Below are 18,884 nucleotides of genomic sequence, written 5' to 3' on the forward strand. Positions count from 1 at the left end.
CCGAAACGGGCGATGCCGCCACGACGGCGTCCGCGGCACCATGGTCCCGAGGACGTCCGAGGAGGTTGTCGTGACGCAGCGCCCGACGGTGGCCGAGGGCACCGAGCCGACCGCCCCTCCCACGATCCGTGGCCTGCCCGAGATGTGGCAGGCGCTGCTCGCCTTCGGGATCGTCTCGGTCGCCCTGGGACTGGTCCTGGCCGTGTGGCCGGAGCAGACGCTGGTCGTGTGCGCCGTGCTGGTGGCCATCGAGCTCCTGCTCGTGGGCGGCTACCGGATCTTCCTGGCCCTCGTCTCGTCCGGCCTCGACACCGGTGGACGCACGCTGCTCGCCCTCTCCGGGGCCCTCGCCCTCATCGTCGGCCTGCTGTGCCTGCGCGAGCCGTTGCAGAGCCTGCTCGCGCTCGGCATCCTGCTGGGCGCCTGGCTGGTGGTCTCCGGCGTGCTGGACCTCCTCCAGGCCGCCCTGTACGCCGAGCGGTCGCGCCGCGCGGGCGACCTCGCGTCGGGCGCGGTCAGCGTCCTGGTCGGCGGCATCCTGCTGGTCAACCCGGAGCTCTCGCTCGGCGTCCTCGTCGTCCTGGCCTGCACCTGGTTGTTCGCCTCGGGCGGCATCGCGATCCTGGTGGCCCTGAGCCGCCGGCGCGCCGAGCACCGGGCGGCCGCGCCATGAGCCCCGAGGGTGCTGTGACATGAGCCCCGGGAAGGCCGGGCCATGAGCCTCGACACGGCGCTGGGCGTGGTCGAGTACCTCGTCATCGAGCTCCCCAGGTCGGGGGCACTCGCCGCGGACGACCTGCAGCCCCTGCTCGACCTCGCCCGACGCGACGTGATCCGGCTGCTGGACGCCGAGGTGGTGCACCGTCCCGCCGACGGCTCGCCCCCGGTGCTGGTGGACGGCGCAGGGTCGACCACGCCACGGCTGTCCGGGCTCGCGGCGCTCGCGGGGGCGACGTCCGGCCTGCTGGACGCCGAGGACGTCGGCGCCGTCGCCGAGATGGTCACGCCGGGCAGCTACGCCCTGGTGCTGGTCTTCGAGAACGTCTGGACCGCGACCCTGGCCACTGCACTCCGCCGGCACGGCTGCCGGCTGGTGGCCAGCGGCCAGGTGGACGGTCGCGACCTCGACGCGGCCCTCGACACCGGCCTCGATGGTCCTGCCGACGATCGCCGGGGAGGGTGAGATGGGACTGCTGAGGAGCGCCGCTCGCACGGCCGTGGTGGCCAGCACCGCGACCCGCGTGCACGGTCGGGTCGCCGCGCGTCAGCAGGGCGCCTGGGCGGACCAGACCGCGGCGCCCCCACGGGCCGAGCCCGCGCCGGGCCCGCCGGCAGCGACCGTCCCCGCGCCCCGGGACCCGGGGGCGCTGCTCGGGCACCTGCGCGAGCTGCGCGACGCCGGGGTGCTCACGGACACGGAGTTCGAGGCCCAGAAGGCCAGGATCCTGGCCGGTTGACCGCCCGGCGCGGGGTCGATCCCGACGGCACGCGGTCAGTCCTGCTCGGAGAAGACCTCGCGGATCGCGCTCTCCTGCGCATCGCTCAGGTTCGTGAAGATGAGCTCGGGGCGGGCGTCGGCGAACGCGTCGTGCACCTTGTCCATCACGGCGTCGGACGTCATGACGAACAGTGCCGACGTCCCGGGGGTGATCTCGTCGCGCACCCGGTTGATGAAGCTGTCATCGATGCCGACGTCCCCCAGCGAGCCGGCGAGCGCGCCCGTGGCGGCGCCGATGGCGGCGCCCAGGAGCGGCACGAAGAAGATCAGCCCGAAGAGCATCCCCCAGAAGGCACCTCCGAGGGCCCCGGCGCCGGCCAGGTTGTTGAGCTGACGGGTCTTGGGCTTCTTCTTCCCGGCCTCCCAGCTCACCGTCGCGGCGTCGTGGATGGTGATCAGGTGCTGGCTGGCCAGGTCGTGCAGGGTCTTGGTCGCGGCTTCGGCACCGGTGGCGGTGTCGAACTTCCAGACCGTGAGCGTAGCCATGGGCTGTTCCTCTCGTCGGCGGTCGGCGTCGTGGGCATCGTGACCTCGGCGAGCGGGTCAGGGACTCCCCCGAGACGGGTGAACGTGTCGGTGTCGCGAGCCCGCACTCACCCGTTTCAGGGGTGCCCTGAGACGCATGGGTCCGGGAACGTGTCCTGCACACCGGACCCGGAGCCGGCACCGGGCCGGCCCTTCCCGGGGGGGGAGGGCGCGCACCCATGGCGAGGTTCCCGCCCGGCAGGGGGTCGGTGACATGACGTCGTACGACGACCGCTTCGTCTCGGCCGGCGGGATGCCCGCCCGTGCCGACACCCGCGCCCACGTCGAGGAGGCCCATGCCCTCTTCGGGCCGGTGGCGGACGGGTCGTTGTCCACCGTCTACCCCGCCCTGACGACGGTCGACCCGGACCTGTTCGGCCTCGCGGTCGTCACCACCGGTGGCGACCTCGTCGTCGCCGGTGACGCCCGGGTGCAGTTCCCGCTCATGAGCGTGTCCAAGCCGTTCGTCTTCGCCCTGGCGTGCCGCCTGCGCGGCATCGAGCACGTGCGCGCCGTCGTCGGCGTCAACGCCACCGGGATGCCCTTCAGCTCCACCGTCCCGGTCGAGCGCGACCCGCGTGGCCGGACGAACCCGATGGTCAACTCCGGCGCCATCGCCACCACCAGCCTGGTCACCGGCCGGGACGTGGACGAGCGGTGGGAGGCGGTCCAGTCCGGGCTGTGCGCCTTCGCCGGTCGCCGCCTCGGACTCGACGGACCGACCCTGGGATCGGCACTGGCGACCAACCACCGCAACCGCGCGCTGGCCACCATGCTCGCCGCCGCGGGTGCGGTCGAGGGCGACCCCGCCGAGGCGGTCGAGGTCTACACGCGCCAGAGCTGCCTGGCGGTGACCGCTGTCGACCTCGCGGTGATGGGTGCCACCTTGGCCGACGGGGGCACCAACCCGTTGACGGGCGTGCAGGTGGTGGACCCGGAGGTCGCGCACGCCGCCCTGGCCGTGATGACCATCGCGGGGATGTACGAGTCCTCCGGTGACTGGCTGTTCGACGTCGGGATGCCCGGCAAGAGCGGCATCGGGGGCGGACTGGTGACGGTGTCCCCGGGGAAGGGCGCCCTCGGCACCTTCTCACCGCTGCTGGACCCCGCGGGCAACAGCGTCCGCGGGCAGCTCGCCGCCCGGCACCTGTCCCGTCGGCTCGGGCTCGACCTGTTGGCCTCCGAGGCAGCCCCGCAGGGCGTATGACGGCGAGGGTCGTGCAGGCAGCGCGAGCCCGGCAGATCGCCCGAATCGGGGGATCACCGCATGGTCGGGAGCCGAGATCCTCGGCGTGAGTGCCATGGCCTCGAGAGGGAGCGTCCCGTGAACAACCCTGCTGCCCGCGACATCGATCCCGTCCCCTCCCTGCGCCACCCCGCGACGATCCACGTCACCGAGGAGCTGCCGCCCGTGGCGGAGGCCGCGGCGCTCGCCGTACCGGTCGTCGAGGGCGAGGACCTGCCGGCGGACCTGGGCACGGACTGGGCGCAGCTGGCCGTCGTCGGGTTCACCGGTGCGGTCGGCCAGACCGCCGTGCTCGCCGGGCCGGACGGCCGTGCCCTGGTGGCACTCGGCGTGGGTGACCCGACGATGATCGACGTGACCGGGATCCGTGACCTCGCGGCGTCCTTCGCGCACGCCGTGCCGCACCACGCGACCCTGGCCGTCGAGCTGGCCGGACGGGACCTGTCGGTCTCCGCCGCCGCGTTCGCCCGAGCGGTCGTCGAGGGCGTCCTGCTGGCCCGCTGGCGCTTCTTCGTGGGTGCCGGCGGGGACGAGCCGACCCTGACGAGGCTGACCATCGTGGCGCCAGCGGCGGTGGACGAGGTCCGCGCGGGGGCGGAGCGGGGACGGGTCATCGCGCGGGCCGCCGCCATCAGCCGCGACCTCTCCAACTGCCCCGCCAGCACCCTCTCGGCCGTGCGGATGGGCGAGGTGGCCCAGCAGGTCGCCCCGCTCGCCGGCCTGGAGGTCGAGGTGTTCGGCAGGGCCGAGCTGGCGGAGATGGGCTGCGGCGGCATCCTCGGCGTCAACCAGGGCAGCGTCGAGGAGCCCCGGCTCATCAAGGTGTCCTACCGGCCCGACTCCCCCACCGGGCACCTGGGACTGGTCGGCAAGGGGATCATGTACGACTCCGGCGGGATCAGCCTCAAGCCCAGCGACGAGTCCCACGCCCAGATGAAGAACGACATGACGGGGGCGGCGGCGATACTCGGCGCGCTGACCGCCCTGCGCGACCTGGGGTGCACGACGGCCGTCACCGCCTATCTCTGCTGCACCGACAACATGCCGTCGGGTTCGGCGATGAAGCTGGGCGACGTCCTGCGGATGCGCAACGGCACGACCGTCGAGGTGCTCAACACCGACGCCGAGGGCCGCCTGGTCATGGCGGACGGGCTGTGCCTCGCGGTCGAGGACGGCGTCGACGCGGTCGTCGACGTGGCCACCCTGACCGGTGCCTGCCTGCGCACCTTCGGCATCGAGCTCGCCGGCGTGCTGGGCAACGACGCCGGGCTCGTGGAGCAGCTGGTGCGGGCGGGCACGGCCACCGACGAGCCGCTGTGGGAGCTCCCGCTGCACCGGCCCTACCGCTCCCAGCTGGAGTCCGCCATCGCCGACACGACCAACATGGGAGGACTGAACGCCGGGTCCATCACGGCCGCACTGTTCCTCGAGGCGTTCGTCGAGGACGTCCCGTGGGCGCACGTGGACATCGCCAGCACGGCCTGGCAGCCGGCCGTACGCACCTGGCGCAACAAGGGCGCGAGCGGCTTCGGCGCCCTGTTCCTCGTCGAGTTCGCCAACCGCTTCGAGGCGACCGGCGCCCGGCGATGAGCGCGGTGGCCCTGGTCGTCGTACCGCTGGTGTGGGGCCTGTAGCTCAGCGGGCGTCGCGGGCCGCCTGCCGCCGGACGCCCTGGGCCCGCGAGGACGCGTCCTTCTTGAGGCCGCCGGTGGTCTTGGTGGCCGCACGCCGGGGGCTGGGCACGGCCCCGTCGACCTGCGTCCCGACCGAAGCCGTCGGCCCACCGCCACCGGCCGCCCGTGCCTCGGCGATCCGCTCCGCCTTCAGCTCGTCGGAGGCGCGCTTGGCCACGACGGAGAGCTGCCGGCTCACGCGGGCCAGCACCGCCTCGAAGATCTCCGCCTTGTCACGCGCACGCTGGTTGCGGGCGAAGGACTTGCCACGCCCGCCGGTGCTCTCCACGGAGGCGCTCGCCCCGCGGCGGTAGACCTTGACGTGCTTGGTGCGCGCCCGCTGGACGCGGGTGTGCAGGGCGAGGAGCTGGTCCTCGTCGAGGTCACGCAGGACGGCGGGCTCGGTCTCCCGGACCAGCTCGCCCTCCTGCTCGGTCAATGAGTGCAGCACGGCCTTGTTCACGAGGACTCCCGGCGAGGCGTTGGCGTCCGGCCACGGGAGGTCCGCGGCCCCACCGGCACGCTAGGCACCCGGTCCCGACGGCGCCTCACCCGAATCCCGTGAGGTCGTCGGTGCGGCTCCGGCACGGTGTCCTCCGTGTCGTGAGGGTCAGCGCACGACCGCCACGGGGCACTGGGCCCGGTGGAGCAGGTCCTGGGTGACCGAGCCGAGCAGCAGGCCGCTGAACCAGCCGTGACCGTGCGCGCCCACCACCACGAGCGTGGCGTCCGCCGAGGCGTCCACGAGCAGGGTCCCGGGGGCGACCGGGACGGCCTCGGTGGCCAGGACCACGTCCGGGTGGGCCTCGCGCAGGCCGGCCACGCTCTCACCGAGCAGCACCTCCTTGTCCTCGACGTCGTCGGTGACCGAGCGTGGCTCGGCGCGCAGCACGTCGGAGGACGGCGTGTGCTCCTTCCACCCGTGCATGGCCACGACGACCTCCCCGGTCCGCTCGGCGCGCCGGCAGGCGTACTCCAGCGCCCCGTGGCTCGTCGACGACCCGTCGACGCCCACGACGATGCGTGCGGATTCGGGCCGCTTCGGCGGACGTACGACGACGACGGTGCAGGAGGCGTGACGGGCGACGTGCTGGCTGACCGAGCCCAGGGCGGCCTCGGCCCGTCCGTGGCCCTCGCTGCCGACGACGATCATCGCCGCCGACTCGCCGAGCTCCAGCAACGTGCCCGCGACGTGCCCGGAGTGCTGCTCGACCACGTAGTCCTCGACGCCCAGCCCGGAGAGCAGCTTCTCGGCCTGCTCCACCCGGTCCGGGGCCGGCGGCACGTCGCCTCCCCACGGTGAGGCGGAGGCGTGGTCGACCACCACCACCCGCAGCGGTGCGCCGTCGCGCGCGGCCTCGTCAGCGGCCCACAGCAGCGCCCGATGGGCATCGCTGGAGCCGTCGTACCCCACCAGGACGGATCGCTCGGTCGTCATGCCCTCCACCGTCCACCCGCCGGCCAGCGGGGGTGCAGGGTCGATGGTCCCGCGTCCGTCGGGCGTAGGACACCACCTCACCCCGCGGGGTCTGGACACCCCATGCCCGTGACCCCTAGGTTCCGGGGATGGCCAGGATCTTGTCGTTGCTCATCGTCGTGTGGCTCGTCATCGGGGCCTTCGCGGCCTACCAGCGCGACTACTTCTCCGACACCGACACCAACTGTGCGGAGGCGGGCAACATCGCACTCACCGTCGTGGCGGGCCCGCTCAACTACCTGGGCGTCAACCCGAAGGTGGACTGCTCGGACGTCGACGTCGACGTCCCCGAGCCGTCCCAGTAGGCCGAGGAGCCCGGCTCCACCGGTCCGGACGCCGCCGAGGTCCAGACCAGCGGCGGTGATGTCGGCGTTCGGCTGAGGCCACCCCGGGTGCGAACGCACCATGGACGCTCGTCCACGGTCCGGGGGGATCCGCATGTCGTACCTCGTTGCCGCGCGCCCAGCCGCCGGCGCCACCCTGCTGCTCGGCACGCTCCTGCTGCTGCTCGGCCCGCTCGGCGCCGCGCCGTCGTACGCCGGACCGGAGACCGGGCCCCTGACGGTCGCTCCGGCACCTGCTCCGGCTCCGCGCGAGAGCGCGCTGGACAAGCAGGTCGAGCGTCGAGAGCACGCGCTGACGGCGATGTTCGCCGTCGCCGAGCAGCACGCGCGGGTCGAGCAGGTGCGCTCCGACCGGCTCCGGGCGCTGGGTTACACCGGCGACCTCCCGGCGCTGGAGACGATCCTGCCCCTCGGCGGCTACCACCTGTCCGCCGGCTTCGGCGCAGCCGGTCCGCTGTGGGAGGCGGACCACACGGGCCTGGACTTCGGAGCGCCCTCGGGCACCGACCTCGTGGCGATCGCCGACGCCACGGTCAGCGAGGTGGCGTACGCCGGGCCCTACGGCCTGCGCACGGTGCTCACGCTCGAGGACGGCACGGACGTCTGGTACTGCCACCAGATGGTGTCCCTCGTCTCCCCCGGCCAGTCCGTCGAGATCGGCGAGCTCCTGGGCCTCGTCGGCACGACCGGCAACACCACCGGGCCGCACCTGCACCTCGAGGTGCACCCGGCCGGGGGTGCGGCGACCGACCCCGCCGCCTGGCTGACCGCAGCCGGGATGACCCCCTGACGACCCGCCGCGCTGGGTAGTCCGTGACGAACGGACCCCGGATCGAGGTCCCGAGGGGTCCGTTCGTCAGGGACTACGCCAGGACGGCAGCCAGACGACCGGGTCAGCGCTTGCGCTCCCGGCCCATGGTTCAGCGCTTGCGCTTCTCGCGCGGGCGCTGCTGGATGACGATCGGCGTGCCGACGAAGCCGAACTGCTCGCGCAGGCGACGCTCGACGAACCGCTCGTACGACGCGTCCAGCTTGCCGCTCGTGAACAGGATGAACGTGGGCGGCGACGTCGACGGCTGGGTGGCGAAGAGGATCTTGGGCTGCTTGCCGCTGCGCACCGGGTGCGGGTGCTCGCCCACCAGGCGACCGAGGAACGTGTTGAGGGCACCGGTCGGCACCCGCGTCTCCCAGCCCTCGAGCGCCTTGTCCAGCGCCGGGACGAGCCGGTCGACGTGCCACCCGGTGCGGGCGGTGATGTTGATGCGCGGCGCCCACTGGACCTGCACGAGGTCGCGCTCGATCTCGCGCTCGAGGTAGTACCGGCGCTCGTCGTCGACGAGGTCCCACTTGTTGAACGCGATGATCATGGCGCGTCCGGCGTCGCGGATCGTCTGGATGATCCGCATGTCCTGCTCGGAGACGGTCAGGCCGGCGTCGAGGACCAGGACGGCGACCTCGGCGCGGTCGATGGCCGTCGAGGTGCGCAGGGAGGCGTAGTACTCGTGGCCCGACGCCTCCTTGACCCGCTTGCGGATGCCGGCGGTGTCGATGAAGCGCCACGTGCGGTCACCGAGCTCGACCAGCTCGTCGACCGGGTCGACGGTGGTGCCGGCGACGTTGTCGACGACGACCCGGTCCTCGCCGGCGAGCTTGTTGAGCAGGGAGGACTTGCCGACGTTGGGCTTGCCGACGATCGCGATGCGGCGCGGACCGCCGACCTCGCCGAAGGACTGCTCGGGCGTCTCCGGGAGGGCGTCGAGGATCGCGTCGAGCATGTCGCCGGAACCGCGACCGTGCAGGGCGGACACCGGGAACGGCTCGCCCAGGCCGAGGTTCCACAGGCCGTGGGCCTCGGCCTCGGTGCGCTGGTCGTCGGTCTTGTTGGCGGCCAGCACGACCGGCTTGCCGCTCTTGCGCAGGATCTTCACGACGGCCTCGTCGGCGTCGGTGATGCCCACCGTCGCGTCGACCACGAAAAGCACGGCGTCTGCCAGGGTGACGGCGACCTCCGCCTGGGCCTTGATGCGCTCGGCCAGCCCCTTGGCGTCAGGGTCCCAGCCGCCGGTGTCGACGACGGTGAAGGCGCGACCGTTCCAGTGCGCGTCGTAGGAGACGCGGTCCCGGGTGACCCCCGGGCGGTCCTCCACGACGGCCTCGCGGCGACCGATGATCCGGTTGACCAGCGTCGACTTGCCGACGTTGGGGCGCCCGACCACGGCGAGCACCGGCGTGGGGCCGGTGACCTGCCCCTCGGGGGCGCTGGCGGCGTCGTACTCGGTCATGACACTCCTTGGTCGTGCTGGACTCGGTGGTGCTCGACGAACCCGGTGTCGGGGTCGTCCTCGATGTCTCCCGCCGGCAGGGGGCCGGGGAGGGCTCGCCCGGTGAGGGCGAGCGCGCGCGACTGCTCGTCGCGCAGGTGCTGCCACAACAACGCGGAGGTGGCCAGCGTGTGTTCCCGTGTGCGGGGCCACGGGGTCTGTGTGGTCCGCCACGCCTCGCCGACGACGACGTCGATGCGGCTGCGGCGCGGTGGGAGCGAGCTGGTGCCACCGCCGGGCGGGCGGGTGCCGATCATCGTCACGGGGACGACGGGGGCCCCGGTGACGAGCGCGAGGTACGTCGCTCCGTGGTGGAAGGTGTCGTAGGTCCCGGCTCCGCGCGTCCCTTCGGGGAAGACGCCGACCGCTCCCCCGTCGGCGAGCACCCGCAGGCAGGTCTTGACGGCGCCGGGATCGGCGCCGAAGCGGTCGAGCGGGATCTGGCCGGCGCCGCGCAGGAACGCGCCCGTCGCTCCGTCGAACATCTCCTGCTTGCTGAGGGCGTGCACCGGGCGGGGCGTGCAGATGGCGAGGAGCGGCCCGTCGATCCAGCCGACGTGGTTGCTGGTGAGCACGACCGGCCCCCCGGTCGGGACGCGGTCGGTGCCGTGGACGTGGAGGTCCCACCAGACGCCGGCCCCGGCGCGCGCGAGGGGGCGGAGGCCGTGCAGCATGACCCGGCGGGGGTGCCTCCGGCCGGGTCGGGGCAGGGCGGTCACGCTTCCGCCTCGACCGCCTCCACCAGCGCCACGACCTGGGAGACGACCTCGTCCAGGGTGTACGGCGTGGTGTCGATGTGGACGGCCCCGTCGGCCATCACCAGGGGCGCGGTGGCGCGGCCGGAGTCGATCCGGTCCCGGGCCAGCAGGGACTCCTGGGTGGCGGTGACGTCGCCGCCGGCCTCGGCCGCGCGACGCAGCGCCCGGGCCTGCGGGTCGGCGGACAGGTAGACCTTGACGGCCGCGTCGGGCGCCACCACCGAGCCGATGTCGCGGCCCTCGACCACGATCCCGCCCGTGGCCAGGCTCCGGGCGATGATCTCGCGCTGGAGGTCCAGCAGCAGGGCGCGCACCTCCGGCACGGCGCTGACCGGGCTGACCGCGGCGTTGACCTCGTCGGAGCGGATGCCCACCGCGACGTCGACGTCGTCGACGGCGATGGTCGGCCCGAGCGGGTCGGTGCCCGAGCGGATCACCGGCTCGTGGACGCGGGCCGCGACGGCGGCCGGGTCGTGGACGTCGACGCCCTGGCGCAGCATCCACCACGTGATCGCCCGGAACATCGCCCCGGTGTCGAGGTAGGCGAGGCCGAGACGGGCGGCCACGCCGCGCGACGTGCTGGACTTGCCGGAGCCGGAGGGACCGTCGACGGCGACGACAAGAGATCTCACGGGCGCTGAGACTACCGGTGAGTGGTCCACCCGCGAGATTCCAGAGCACCGAGCAGGTGCTCGGCGTCGTCCTCGAGGACGAGCAGCTCGGTGAGGCCGACCGGACGACCGGGGTCGTGGTCGATGTGGACGTCCTCGACGTTGACCCCGATCTCGCCGGCGTCGCCGAACAGCCGGGCCAGCTCCCCCGGGTGGTCGGGGACCGAGACGAAGACCGAGCGCATCGGCCGCACCGGTCCGCCGTGCTTGCCCGGGATCACGCGCGTGCCGGCCACGCCGGCGCCGAGGATGGCCTCCAGCGACTCGCGGTCGCTGTCGCGGACGGCGGCGATCAGCACGTCGAGCTGCTCGCGCACCTCGCCGAGCAGGTCGGTGACGGCGTCCGCGTTGGCGCCGAGGATCTGCTGCCACAGGGCCGGGTCGCTCGCGGCGACCCGGGTGACGTCCCGGACCCCCTGGCCGGACAGGGCGAGGTGCTCGGGGGGCGCGCCCGCCAGCCGGCCGGCCACGAGGACGGCCGCGAGGTGCGGCAGGTGGGAGGTGCGGGCCACGGCCCGGTCGTGGTCCTCCGGGGCGAGGCGTGCCTCGACTCCCCCGCACAGCCGCACCAGGGCCGAGACCAGCGCCACCGCGTCGTCGTCGGCGCCGGGGTGGGGCGTCACCGCCCAGGGTCGCCCGTCGAAGAGGGCCGCACTGGCCGCGAGGGGCCCCGAGCGCTCGCTGCCCGCCATGGGGTGGGACCCGACGTAGCGCGACAGGGACGCGGGCGCGACCCGCGCCGCCACCTCGGCCAGCGGGGCGGCCTTGACCGACCCGACGTCGGTGACGACGGCGTCCGAGGCGTCGAGCGCGGCGACGATCGCGCCGGCGAGGTGGTCCGGCGGAACGGCGACGACGACGAGCTGCGGCCGGTCGTCCGGACGGCGTACCCGTCCGGCGCCGAGCCCGGTGGCGGTGCGGACGTGCTCCGGGGCCACGTCGGTGAGCAGGACCTCGATCCCCGCCCGCCGGCACGCCAGGGCGATCGACGTGCCGAGGAGCCCGGCGCCGACGACCTCGACCGGGCCGGTCAGCTCACTGCTCATCGGGGACGTCGCGGGTCTTGGTGAGGTCGCGGCGAAGGTTGGCGGCACCGTGCAGGTAGACGTGGGTGACCTCGCCCCGGGTCAGGTCGGTCTCCACGTGCGCCATCATCCGCACCACGCGCGGCATGGAGCCGGCGATCTCGAGCTCGCGGGCGCAGATGAGGGGTACGTCGCCGAAGCCGAGGCGCCGGGCGGCGTACGCCGGGAACTCGCTCACCAGGTCGCTGGTGGCGGTGAAGATCACCGAGATGAAGTCGTCGACCTCCAGCGCGTTGGACTCCATCACGTCGAGCACCATCTCAGCCACCCGGTCGAGCATGTGCTCACGCGTGTCCTCGTCGAGCTGCGTCGCGCCTCGCACGGCTCGCACGGCCATGTCCCTGCCCTTCCTCGTCGGTCAACCCGGCAAGGCTAACGACGACGGGGCCGGCCCCCGCACCGTGTCTCACCGGTCCGGGGGCCGACCCCGCTCGGGTCGGCACTCAGGTCGTCGTGCGCTCAGCGCAGGTCGAAGCGGTCCAGCTCCATGACCTTCACCCACGCCGACACGAAGTCGTGCACGAACTTCTCCCGGGCGGCGTCCCCGGCGTAGACCTCGGCCAGGGCCCGCAGCTGCGAGTTGGAGCCGAAGATCAGGTCCACCGCGGTCGCCGTCCACCGCACCTCGTCGGTCGCGAGGTCGCGGATCTCGAAGACGTTCTCCTCCGACTCCGAGGCACGCCAGCGGGTGCCGGGCGAGAGCAGGTGGGAGAAGAAGTCGTTGGTGAGCACGCCCGGCCGGTCGGTGAGGACCCCGTGCTCGGTCCCGCCGAGGTTGGCCCCCAGCGAGCGCAGGCCGCCCACCAGGACGGTCATCTGCGGCGCGGTGAGGTCGAGCATGTAGGCGCGGTCCACGAGCAGGACCTCGGGCTGCGTCTTCTCGCCGGGGCGCAGGTAGTTGCGGAACCCGTCCGCGCGCGGCTCCAGCACCCGGAAGGAGTCGACGTCCGTCTGCTCCTGCGTCGCGTCGGTGCGACCGGCGTGGAACGGCACCGTCACCTCGACACCCGCGTCACGGGCCGCCTTCTCGACCGCGGCCGAGCCGGCCAGCACGATGAGGTCGGCCAGCGAGACCTGCGCGCCGCCGGCGGCGTTGAAGTCGCGCTGGATCCCCTCGAGCGTCTCGAGCACGGTCGCGAGCTGCTCGGGCTCGTTGACCTCCCAGCCGCGCTGGGGCTCGAGGCGGATGCGGGCGCCGTTGGCGCCGCCGCGCTTGTCGGTGGAGCGGAAGGTCGCGGCCGAGGCCCACGCCGTGGACACCAGCTGGGCGGTGGTGAGCCCGGAGTCCAGCACGGTGGCCTTGAGCGCGGCGACGTCCTCGTCGGAGACGAGCTCGTGGTCGACGGCGGGGACGGGGTCCTGCCACAGCTGCGCCTCGGGCACCCACGGGCCGAGGAAGCGGCTGACCGGGCCCATGTCACGGTGCAGGAGCTTGTACCAGGCCTTGGCGAACGCGAGGCGGAACTCCTCGGGGTTCTCCAGGAACCGCCGCGAGATCTTCTCGTACGTCGGGTCCACGCGCAGGGCGAGGTCGCTCGTGAGCATCGTGGGCTTGCGCTTCGGCGAGTCCGCCGTCGGGCCGGGGATGATGTCCTCCGCGTCCTTGGCCACCCACTGCTTGGCGCCGGCGGGGCTCTCGGAGAGCTCCCACTCGTAGCCGAAGAGGATCTCGAAGTAGCGGTTGCTCCACTGGGTCGGCTTGTCGGTCCAGGTGACCTCGAGGCCGCTGGTGATGGTGTCGGCGCCCTTGCCGGAGCCGAAGGAGCTCGTCCAGCCGAGGCCCTGTTCCTCCAGCGGCGCGCCCTCGGGCTCCGGGCCGACCAGCTCGGCGTCGCCCGCACCGTGCGTCTTGCCGAAGGTGTGGCCGCCGGCGATGAGCGCGACGGTCTCCTCGTCGTCCATCGCCATCCGGGCGAAGGTCTCGCGGATGTCGCGCGCGGAGGCCAGCGGGTCCGGGTTGCCGTTGGGGCCCTCGGGGTTGACGTAGATGAGCCCCATCTGGACCGCGCCGAGGGCCTCGCTCAGCTCGCGCTCGCCGGTGTAGCGCTCGTCGCCCAGCCAGGTGTCCTCGGGACCCCAGAAGATCTCCTCGGGCTCCCAGACGTCCTCGCGGCCGAAGCCGAAGCCGAAGGTCTCGAAGCCCATGGACTCCAGCGCCACGTTGCCGGCGAGCACCAGCAGGTCGGCCCAGGAGACCTGCTGCCCGTACTTCTGCTTGACCGGCCACAGCAGGCGGCGGGCCTTGTCGAGGTTGGCGTTGTCGGGCCAGCTGTTCAGCGGGGCGAAGCGCTGGCCGCCGTCGCCCGCGCCACCGCGGCCGTCGTAGATGCGGTAGGTGCCCGCGGAGTGCCAGCTCATCCGGATCATCAGGCCGCCGTAGTGGCCGAAGTCCGCCGGCCACCAGTCCTGGGAGGTCGTGAGGACCTCGGTGATGTCGCGCTTGAGCCCCTCGACGTCGAGGTTCGCGAACTCCTGGTCGTAGCGGAAGTCCGGCCCGAGCGGGTTGCCCTTCGAGGAGTGGGCGTGCAGCACCGACAGGTCGAGCGAGTTGGGCCACCAGTCCTTGAGCGTGTGGGGACGACCGCCCGTCGTGGGCGTCGGCGAGTCGATCGCCGGGTTCTCGCTCTCGCTGCCCTGCGCGGTCAGCGAGTCGTGCGCGACCGGGCAGCCGGCGGCGGCCTTCTCGTCCACCCCCTGCGGGCTGGTGGGTGCGTTGTCCTGGTTGTCGCTCATCTGGTTCCTTCCGGAGGGATGGTCACTGGTCACTGGTGGTTGCGGTCGGTCGCACAGGCGGGGCAGGTGCCCCAGTAGACGACCTCGGCCTCGTCGACCTCGAAGCCGTGGTCGTGGGAGGCGGTCAGGCAGGGGGCGTCGCCGACGGCGCAGTCGATGTCGGCGATCGCGCCGCAGCGCCGGCACACGACGTGGTGGTGGTTGTCCCCCACCCGCGCCTCGTAGCGGGCCAGGGACCCGGCGGGCTGGATGCGACGCAGCAGGCCCGCGTCGGTCAGGGCCCGCAGCACGTCGTACACCGCCTGGTGGGACACGTCCGGCAGGGACCGGCGCGCCTCGCGGATGATCGTCTCCGTGCCCGCGTGCGGGTGGGCGTGCACCACGCCGAGGACCGCCAGGCGGGGCTGGGTGACCCTCAGGTCGGCACCCTTGAGCGCCTCGCGGAGGTCGGGTTCGACGGCCATGGCCCCACTCTCGCGCCCAGTCTTGATCGAGTCAAGATTGACGCGCGGAGGGTCTACAGGTCGGCGCTGTCCATCAGCACGCCGAGCTCGGTGAGGCTGAGCTCGCGCATCTCCCCCACCGCCAGGGTGCCCAGCTCGATCGGGCCGATGGAGGTCCGGGTGAGCCGCGTGACGGGGTGCCCCACGTGCTCGAGCAGGCGGCGCACGATGCGGTTGCGTCCCTCGTGGATGACGAGCTCGACGATGGTGCGCTCACGCGACGTCCGTCCGTGGCTGCCCTCCACGACGCGGGCGCGGGAGACCGCCACGGGGCCGTCGTCGAGGGTGACCCCGGCGAGCAGCTGCTTGATGATCCCGCGGTGGAGCTGACCCTCGACCTCCGCGACGTACGTCTTCTCGATCTCGTACGACGGGTGCGCGAGGCGCTGGGCGAAGTCACCGTCGTTGGTCAGGATCAGCAGGCCCGAGGTGTCGGTGTCGAGTCGGCCGACGTGGAAGAGCCGCTCGGGACGGTCGGCGACCAGGTCGCCGATCGAGCGCCGGCCCTCGGGGTCCGACATCGTGGAGACCACGCCCCTCGGCTTGTTGAGCACGAGGTAGACGTGCGGGGAGATCGGCGGCAGCCGGCGGCCCTCGACGCGGATCACCGCGGTGCGTGGGTCGACCTTGGTGCCGAGCCGGGTGACGACCTCGCCGTCGACCTCGACCGCGCCCTCGAGCATCAGCTCCTCGCACTTGCGGCGGCTGGCCACGCCGGACTGGGCCAGCAGCTTCTGCAGCCGGATCAGCCCGTCCTCGTCGGTGTCGGGCCGCTGGGAGGCGGGGTGGGTATCCTTCTCGTCGTGCGGCTTCATGCGGGCTCGGTGCCCCCGTCGGGCTCGGTGCCGGCGCCGCTGTGCGGCGAGTGCGGCTGGTGCGGCTGGTGCGGCTGGGACGTGTGGTCGGGTGCGGGCTCGGGAGCCGGCTCGGGGCTCGGCTCGGGGCTCGGCTCGGGGCTCGGCTCGGGGCTCGTGCCGGTCACGCTGGCCAGCTCGTCCTCGAGGTCGTCCATGTCGGGCAGGTAGGGCGCGAGCTCGGGCAGGTCGTGGAGGGAGGAGATGCCGATCCGCTCGAGGAAGTAGGTCGTCGTGCGGTAGAGGTTGGCGCCGGTCTCGCCGTCCTGGCCCGCCTCCTCGACCAGCCCTCGGGTGAGCAGGGTGCGCATCACCCCGTCCACGCTCACACCGCGGATCGCCGAGACCCGCGCACGCGACACCGGCTGCTTGTAGGCGACCACGGCCAGGGTCTCCAGCGCCGCCTGGGTCAGGCGCGCCTGCTGGCCCTCGAGCACGAAGCCCTCCACCACGGCGGCGTACTCGTCGCGGGTGTAGTAGCGCCACCCGCCGGCCACGTTGCGCAGCTCGAACCCGCGTCCCTGCTCGGTGTACGACGCCGCCAGCTCGTCGAGGGCGGCCTCGACGTCGGCGACGGGGTGCCCGACGACGGAGGCGAGGCGCACCTTGTCGAGCGGCTCGTCGGCCACCATCAGGATCGCCTCGAGCGAGGGGTGCAGCGCCGCGACAGCGACGTCGAGGGTCTCCGGCGACGGGTCGTTCTCGGTCACGGGGTCTCCTGCGCGTCGTCCTGGTCGGTGTCGTTCTCGTCGGTGTCGTTCTGGTCGGTGTCGGGGATGTCCAGCTCGGGATCGTCGCCGTCGAACTCGTCGGTGATCTCCACCTCGCCGTCCTCCGCGCCGGTCCAGCGGACCGTCAGCTCGCCGAGCGGGGTCATCTGCTCGAAGCCCACCATGCCCTCGCGGAACAGCTCGAGCAACGACAGGAACCGTGCCACGGTGGTGAGCTTGTCGGGCGAGTCGCCGCACAGCGCGCGGAAGGTCATCGTGCCACTGCGCCGCAGCCGGTCGACCACCAGCGTCGCCTGCTCACGCACGCTGACCCTGGCGGCGTGGATGTGCTGGAGGGAGACCTCGAGGACGGGCTTGGGCTCCATCGCGCGCGCCGCGAGTCGGGCGAACTCCTCCAGCCCGATCCCGATCAGCACCTCGGGAAGCAGCGTCGCGAAGCGCTCCTCGAGCCCCACCTGGCGGGGGTGCCGGGTGGACTCGGCGGCGAGCCGCTGCTCCAGCACGCCGGCGACCTGCTTGAACGCGCGGTACTGCATGAGCCGGGCGAAGAGCAGGTCGCGGGCCTCGAGCAGGGCGAGGTCCTCCTCGTCCTCGACGTCGCCCTGCGGCAGCAGCCGAGCCGCCTTGAGGTCGAGCAGGGTGGAGGCGACCAGCAGGAAGGACGTCGTCTGCTCGAGGTCCCAGACCTTGCCCCCGGCCTTGACGAAGGCGATGAACTCGTCGGTCACCTGGGACAGGGCGACCTCGGTGATGTCGAGCTTGTGCTTGGCGATCAGCGAGAGCAGCAGGTCGAAGGGGCCCTCGAAGTTGTCGAGACGGACCGCGAACGCGGGCGCCACCTCGCCACCGGCCACCTCGCCGCCGATGGATCCGGAGGTCGCGGCGGTGGTGCTCACTCCTCGGTCAGCCGTCGCACGAGCGCGCTGTCGGCGCCGTGGGCCTCGAAGTCGGCCAGCACCAGGGCCAGCGCCTCCCGCACCACGCGGCCGCGGTCGACGGCGAGCCCGTGGGTGCGGCGCAGGGACAGACGGGTGTGCTCGAGGTCGAGCAGCTCGTCGGAGGTGACGTAGACGGTCATCTTCTCGTCGTGGCGCACCCGTCCGCTCGGCCTGCGAGGCGCGGCTTCGGGCTCCGGGTCGTCGCTCACGGCGCGCACGGCGCGCTGCGGCTCCGCCTCGCCCCCGGGCGAGGTGGGGCGGAACAGGTCGTCGGCCGCGGGCAGGCTCACTCGGCGGGCCACCGGCCGAGCACCTCCTTGGCGAGCTGGCGGTAGGAGTCGGCCCCGGCCGAGGACGAGGCGTACGACGTGATCGGCTCCCCGGCCACGGTCGAGTCGGAGAACTTGACGGTGCGCCGGATGACCGTGTGGAAGACCGTGTCGCCCCAGGCCTGCACCAGGCGGTCCATGACCTCGCGGCTGTGCAGGGTGCGGCCGTCGAACATGGTGCCGAGCACCCCGTCGACCTCCAGGCGCGGGTTGAGCCGCTCGCAGACCTTGTCGATGGTCTGCTTGAGCAGGGCCACCCCGCGCAGCGCGAAGTACTCGCACTCCAGCGGGACGATGACCCCGTCGGAGGCGGTGAGGGCGTTGACCGTCAGCAGGCCCAGCGACGGCTGGCAGTCGATGAGGATGACGTCGTACTGGTCGAGGGCGGGGGCCAGGACGCGCTGGAGGGTCTGCTCGCGGGCGACCTCGTGGACCAGCTGGACCTCGGCGGCCGAGAGGTCGATGTTGGAGGGCAGCAGGTCCATTCCGGGCACGCCGGAGGGGACCACGACCTCGTCGAGGGTGACGTCGCGCTGCATGAGCAGGTTGTAGATCGTCAGGTCCATCTCGTGCGGGTTGAGGCCCAGGCCGACCGACAGCGACCCCTGCGGGTCGAAGTCGACCAGGAGCACCTTCCGGCCGTACTCGGCGAGCGAGGCCCCGAGGTTGATGGTCGTCGTGGTCTTGCCGACCCCACCCTTCTGGTTGCACATCGAGACCACGCGGGCCCGCGTCGTGCCGCTGACCGGGCGAGGCTCGGGGAACGTCGGCATCGGGCGACCGGTCGGACCCAGCGGCACCACCGCCTCGGGGGCCTCGGTGGCCACCTGGGACCGGGGCTGGGGACGGGCCTCGGGGCGCGGGAAGGGAAGGGGGTCGCTCACGGGATGACTGTCCTCGGGGGAAGGTGCTGGAACGGGGGTGCGCACGAGCGGGGGCATCTCTGACGCACTGGTGCCGGACTGGCCCGGGAGACCTGCGAAACCGCCACCGCTCATGGACATCTCCTCTTGTCGACTGCTACCGATTGGACCACGCCGGACCCTGCTGGACTTTGTCGACACGGCGACACTTTCCCGAGAGTTCCGGGCGACTCTAGAGCGGCCCGGGAGCAGCCACAACACGTGGTCGGCAACCCCCAGCCCCCGGCCGGGATCTGTGCACTCGGCCCCGTTCCCCTGCACAGGCGAGGCCCGCC

At 72.9% G+C, this 18,884-nt stretch carries 22 protein-coding genes; 7 read left to right on the forward strand and 15 right to left on the reverse strand.

The annotated features are described in order from the left end of the window. The first annotated feature begins 70 nt into the window (after nucleotides 1-70). The 3 genes from ASG94_RS18470 to ASG94_RS18480 are packed head-to-tail and all read left to right on the forward strand — an operon-like array spanning nucleotide 71 to nucleotide 1,457. Nucleotides 71-673, forward strand: a complete 603-nt coding sequence (locus ASG94_RS18470; RefSeq protein ID WP_056927939.1) for an HdeD family acid-resistance protein — start codon at nucleotides 71-73, stop codon at nucleotides 671-673. Between the two features lie 42 nt (nucleotides 674-715). Beyond that, nucleotides 716-1,183 carry a DUF6325 family protein gene (locus ASG94_RS18475; RefSeq protein WP_056927940.1) on the forward strand — a complete coding sequence of 156 codons (468 nt, stop codon included), beginning with the start codon at nucleotides 716-718 and terminating at the stop codon, nucleotides 1,181-1,183. Between the two features lies 1 nt (nucleotide 1,184). Then, on the forward strand, nucleotides 1,185-1,457 hold the full coding sequence (locus tag ASG94_RS18480; RefSeq protein WP_056927995.1) for an SHOCT domain-containing protein: 273 nt from the start codon (nucleotides 1,185-1,187) through the stop codon (nucleotides 1,455-1,457). A 35-nt stretch (nucleotides 1,458-1,492) separates the two neighbouring features. On the opposite strand, the gene ASG94_RS18485 is transcribed toward ASG94_RS18480, so the two are convergent. Beyond that, a complete protein-coding gene (locus tag ASG94_RS18485) occupies nucleotides 1,493-1,984 on the reverse strand; it encodes a DUF1269 domain-containing protein (RefSeq protein ID WP_056927941.1) in 492 nt (163 codons plus the stop codon). Nucleotides 1,985-2,237: 253 nt separating this feature from the next. Between ASG94_RS18485 and glsA the strand changes: the two genes are divergently transcribed. Further along, nucleotides 2,238-3,230: a glutaminase A gene (glsA, locus tag ASG94_RS18490; protein ID WP_056927942.1), complete on the forward strand. Its 993-nt coding sequence runs from the start codon at nucleotides 2,238-2,240 to the stop codon at nucleotides 3,228-3,230. Between the two features lie 117 nt (nucleotides 3,231-3,347). Next, nucleotides 3,348-4,859: a leucyl aminopeptidase family protein gene (locus tag ASG94_RS18495; RefSeq protein WP_162260841.1), complete on the forward strand. Its 1,512-nt coding sequence runs from the start codon at nucleotides 3,348-3,350 to the stop codon at nucleotides 4,857-4,859. 45 nt (nucleotides 4,860-4,904) lie between these two features. Here ASG94_RS18495 and ASG94_RS18500 read toward each other — a convergent pair whose 3' ends face one another. Continuing rightward, nucleotides 4,905-5,405, reverse strand: a complete 501-nt coding sequence (locus ASG94_RS18500; protein ID WP_056927943.1) for a hypothetical protein — start codon at nucleotides 5,403-5,405, stop codon at nucleotides 4,905-4,907. Nucleotides 5,406-5,552: 147 nt separating this feature from the next. Further along, on the reverse strand, nucleotides 5,553-6,380 hold the full coding sequence (locus ASG94_RS18505; protein WP_056927997.1) for a universal stress protein: 828 nt from the start codon (nucleotides 6,378-6,380) through the stop codon (nucleotides 5,553-5,555). A 128-nt stretch (nucleotides 6,381-6,508) separates the two neighbouring features. Between ASG94_RS18505 and ASG94_RS18510 the strand changes: the two genes are divergently transcribed. After that, nucleotides 6,509-6,724: a hypothetical protein gene (locus ASG94_RS18510; protein ID WP_056927944.1), complete on the forward strand. Its 216-nt coding sequence runs from the start codon at nucleotides 6,509-6,511 to the stop codon at nucleotides 6,722-6,724. A gap of 133 nt (nucleotides 6,725-6,857) precedes the next feature. Next, the gene (locus tag ASG94_RS18515) at nucleotides 6,858-7,553 is read left to right on the forward strand and encodes a M23 family metallopeptidase (protein WP_056927945.1); all 696 of its coding nucleotides are present in this window, start codon (nucleotides 6,858-6,860) and stop codon (nucleotides 7,551-7,553) included. A 130-nt stretch (nucleotides 7,554-7,683) separates the two neighbouring features. On the opposite strand, the gene der is transcribed toward ASG94_RS18515, so the two are convergent. The 12 genes from der to ASG94_RS18575 all read right to left on the reverse strand — a co-directional run bounded on the left by der (nucleotide 7,684) and on the right by ASG94_RS18575 (nucleotide 18,570). Continuing rightward, nucleotides 7,684-9,045, reverse strand: coding sequence for a ribosome biogenesis GTPase Der (der, locus tag ASG94_RS18520; protein ID WP_056927946.1), 1,362 nt, complete (start codon nucleotides 9,043-9,045; stop codon nucleotides 7,684-7,686). Continuing rightward, nucleotides 9,042-9,803 carry a lysophospholipid acyltransferase family protein gene (locus ASG94_RS18525; protein ID WP_235537326.1) on the reverse strand — a complete coding sequence of 254 codons (762 nt, stop codon included), beginning with the start codon at nucleotides 9,801-9,803 and terminating at the stop codon, nucleotides 9,042-9,044. Before ASG94_RS18525 ends, der begins: the two co-directional genes overlap by 4 nt. Continuing rightward, nucleotides 9,800-10,474: a (d)CMP kinase gene (gene cmk / locus ASG94_RS18530; RefSeq protein WP_056927947.1), complete on the reverse strand. Its 675-nt coding sequence runs from the start codon at nucleotides 10,472-10,474 to the stop codon at nucleotides 9,800-9,802. The genes ASG94_RS18525 and cmk overlap by 4 nt, the downstream gene beginning before the upstream one ends. Nucleotides 10,475-10,485: 11 nt before the next feature. Next, nucleotides 10,486-11,559, reverse strand: coding sequence for a prephenate dehydrogenase (locus ASG94_RS18535; RefSeq protein WP_056927948.1), 1,074 nt, complete (start codon nucleotides 11,557-11,559; stop codon nucleotides 10,486-10,488). Then, nucleotides 11,549-11,935: a chorismate mutase gene (aroH, locus tag ASG94_RS18540; protein WP_056927949.1), complete on the reverse strand. Its 387-nt coding sequence runs from the start codon at nucleotides 11,933-11,935 to the stop codon at nucleotides 11,549-11,551. The genes ASG94_RS18535 and aroH overlap by 11 nt, the downstream gene beginning before the upstream one ends. 122 nt (nucleotides 11,936-12,057) lie before the next feature. Next, complete coding sequence (katG, locus tag ASG94_RS18545) at nucleotides 12,058-14,331, reverse strand: catalase/peroxidase HPI (protein ID WP_056927950.1); 2,274 nt, start codon at nucleotides 14,329-14,331, stop codon at nucleotides 12,058-12,060. A 29-nt stretch (nucleotides 14,332-14,360) separates the two neighbouring features. Beyond that, nucleotides 14,361-14,795, reverse strand: coding sequence for a Fur family transcriptional regulator (locus tag ASG94_RS18550; RefSeq protein ID WP_056927951.1), 435 nt, complete (start codon nucleotides 14,793-14,795; stop codon nucleotides 14,361-14,363). 53 nt (nucleotides 14,796-14,848) lie between these two features. Further along, nucleotides 14,849-15,649: a pseudouridine synthase gene (locus ASG94_RS18555; RefSeq protein WP_056927952.1), complete on the reverse strand. Its 801-nt coding sequence runs from the start codon at nucleotides 15,647-15,649 to the stop codon at nucleotides 14,849-14,851. Then, nucleotides 15,646-16,398, reverse strand: coding sequence for an SMC-Scp complex subunit ScpB (gene scpB, locus ASG94_RS18560; RefSeq protein WP_056927953.1), 753 nt, complete (start codon nucleotides 16,396-16,398; stop codon nucleotides 15,646-15,648). The genes ASG94_RS18555 and scpB overlap by 4 nt, the downstream gene beginning before the upstream one ends. Next, nucleotides 16,395-17,315 carry a segregation and condensation protein A gene (locus ASG94_RS18565; protein ID WP_082624348.1) on the reverse strand — a complete coding sequence of 307 codons (921 nt, stop codon included), beginning with the start codon at nucleotides 17,313-17,315 and terminating at the stop codon, nucleotides 16,395-16,397. The genes scpB and ASG94_RS18565 overlap by 4 nt, the downstream gene beginning before the upstream one ends. Next, complete coding sequence (locus ASG94_RS22245) at nucleotides 17,312-17,659, reverse strand: hypothetical protein (protein ID WP_056927954.1); 348 nt, start codon at nucleotides 17,657-17,659, stop codon at nucleotides 17,312-17,314. Before ASG94_RS22245 ends, ASG94_RS18565 begins: the two co-directional genes overlap by 4 nt. Beyond that, nucleotides 17,644-18,570, reverse strand: a complete 927-nt coding sequence (locus ASG94_RS18575) for a ParA family protein (protein WP_327152785.1) — start codon at nucleotides 18,568-18,570, stop codon at nucleotides 17,644-17,646. Before ASG94_RS18575 ends, ASG94_RS22245 begins: the two co-directional genes overlap by 16 nt. Nucleotides 18,571-18,884: the final 314 nt, after the last annotated feature.

This window comes from Nocardioides sp. Soil805, assembly GCF_001429625.1.
Lineage (GTDB): Bacteria > Actinomycetota > Actinomycetes > Propionibacteriales > Nocardioidaceae > Nocardioides.

Bases quoted from the DNA above. Each gene is read 5' to 3' on its own strand.
- ASG94_RS18475 (WP_056927940.1), top strand. From the start codon at position 716: ATGAGCCTCGACACGGCGCTGGGCGTGGTCGAGTACCTCGTCATCGAG.
- ASG94_RS18480 (WP_056927995.1), top strand. From the start codon at position 1,185: ATGGGACTGCTGAGGAGCGCCGCTCGCACGGCCGTGGTGGCCAGCACC.
- ASG94_RS18485 (WP_056927941.1), bottom strand. From the start codon at position 1,984: ATGGCTACGCTCACGGTCTGGAAGTTCGACACCGCCACCGGTGCCGAA.
- glsA (WP_056927942.1), top strand. From the start codon at position 2,238: ATGACGTCGTACGACGACCGCTTCGTCTCGGCCGGCGGGATGCCCGCC.
- ASG94_RS18505 (WP_056927997.1), bottom strand. From the start codon at position 6,380: ATGACGACCGAGCGATCCGTCCTGGTGGGGTACGACGGCTCCAGCGAT.
- ASG94_RS18510 (WP_056927944.1), top strand. From the start codon at position 6,509: ATGGCCAGGATCTTGTCGTTGCTCATCGTCGTGTGGCTCGTCATCGGG.
- ASG94_RS18515 (WP_056927945.1), top strand. From the start codon at position 6,858: ATGTCGTACCTCGTTGCCGCGCGCCCAGCCGCCGGCGCCACCCTGCTG.
- der (WP_056927946.1), bottom strand. From the start codon at position 9,045: ATGACCGAGTACGACGCCGCCAGCGCCCCCGAGGGGCAGGTCACCGGC.
- ASG94_RS18535 (WP_056927948.1), bottom strand. From the start codon at position 11,559: ATGAGCAGTGAGCTGACCGGCCCGGTCGAGGTCGTCGGCGCCGGGCTC.
- aroH (WP_056927949.1), bottom strand. From the start codon at position 11,935: ATGGCCGTGCGAGCCGTGCGAGGCGCGACGCAGCTCGACGAGGACACG.
- katG (WP_056927950.1), bottom strand. From the start codon at position 14,331: ATGAGCGACAACCAGGACAACGCACCCACCAGCCCGCAGGGGGTGGAC.
- ASG94_RS18550 (WP_056927951.1), bottom strand. From the start codon at position 14,795: ATGGCCGTCGAACCCGACCTCCGCGAGGCGCTCAAGGGTGCCGACCTG.
- ASG94_RS18555 (WP_056927952.1), bottom strand. From the start codon at position 15,649: ATGAAGCCGCACGACGAGAAGGATACCCACCCCGCCTCCCAGCGGCCC.